A 202-nucleotide genomic window follows, 5' to 3' on the forward strand; every position below is an offset into this window, starting at 1 on the left:
GGTCCACTGCTGTAACTTTTACTTTTACTCTTTGCAAACTCTATAATTTCCTCTTTAGTCATAAAAGAGAAACTATGACCTCCTGTATCTAAATGATATACTGCATAATATCCAATTATTTCCCCTCTATCACCATTTAATTTAGGTTCATGAACTAAGTCTTGATGAAGACCATATTTAATCTCAAACTTGTCGTTTTCCC

The 202-nt window shown here is 32.7% G+C and carries 1 protein-coding gene; it reads right to left on the reverse strand.

The window, feature by feature from the left end; translation table 11 throughout:
- The coding region (locus tag KGF50_RS22245) for a recombinase RecT (RefSeq protein ID WP_227850032.1) at positions 1 to 202 on the reverse strand (202 nt) is incomplete at both ends.

Origin of the sequence: Clostridioides sp. ZZV15-6598, assembly GCF_020657705.1 — a bacterium.
Taxonomy (GTDB): Bacteria; Bacillota; Clostridia; order Peptostreptococcales; family Peptostreptococcaceae; genus Clostridioides; species Clostridioides difficile_F.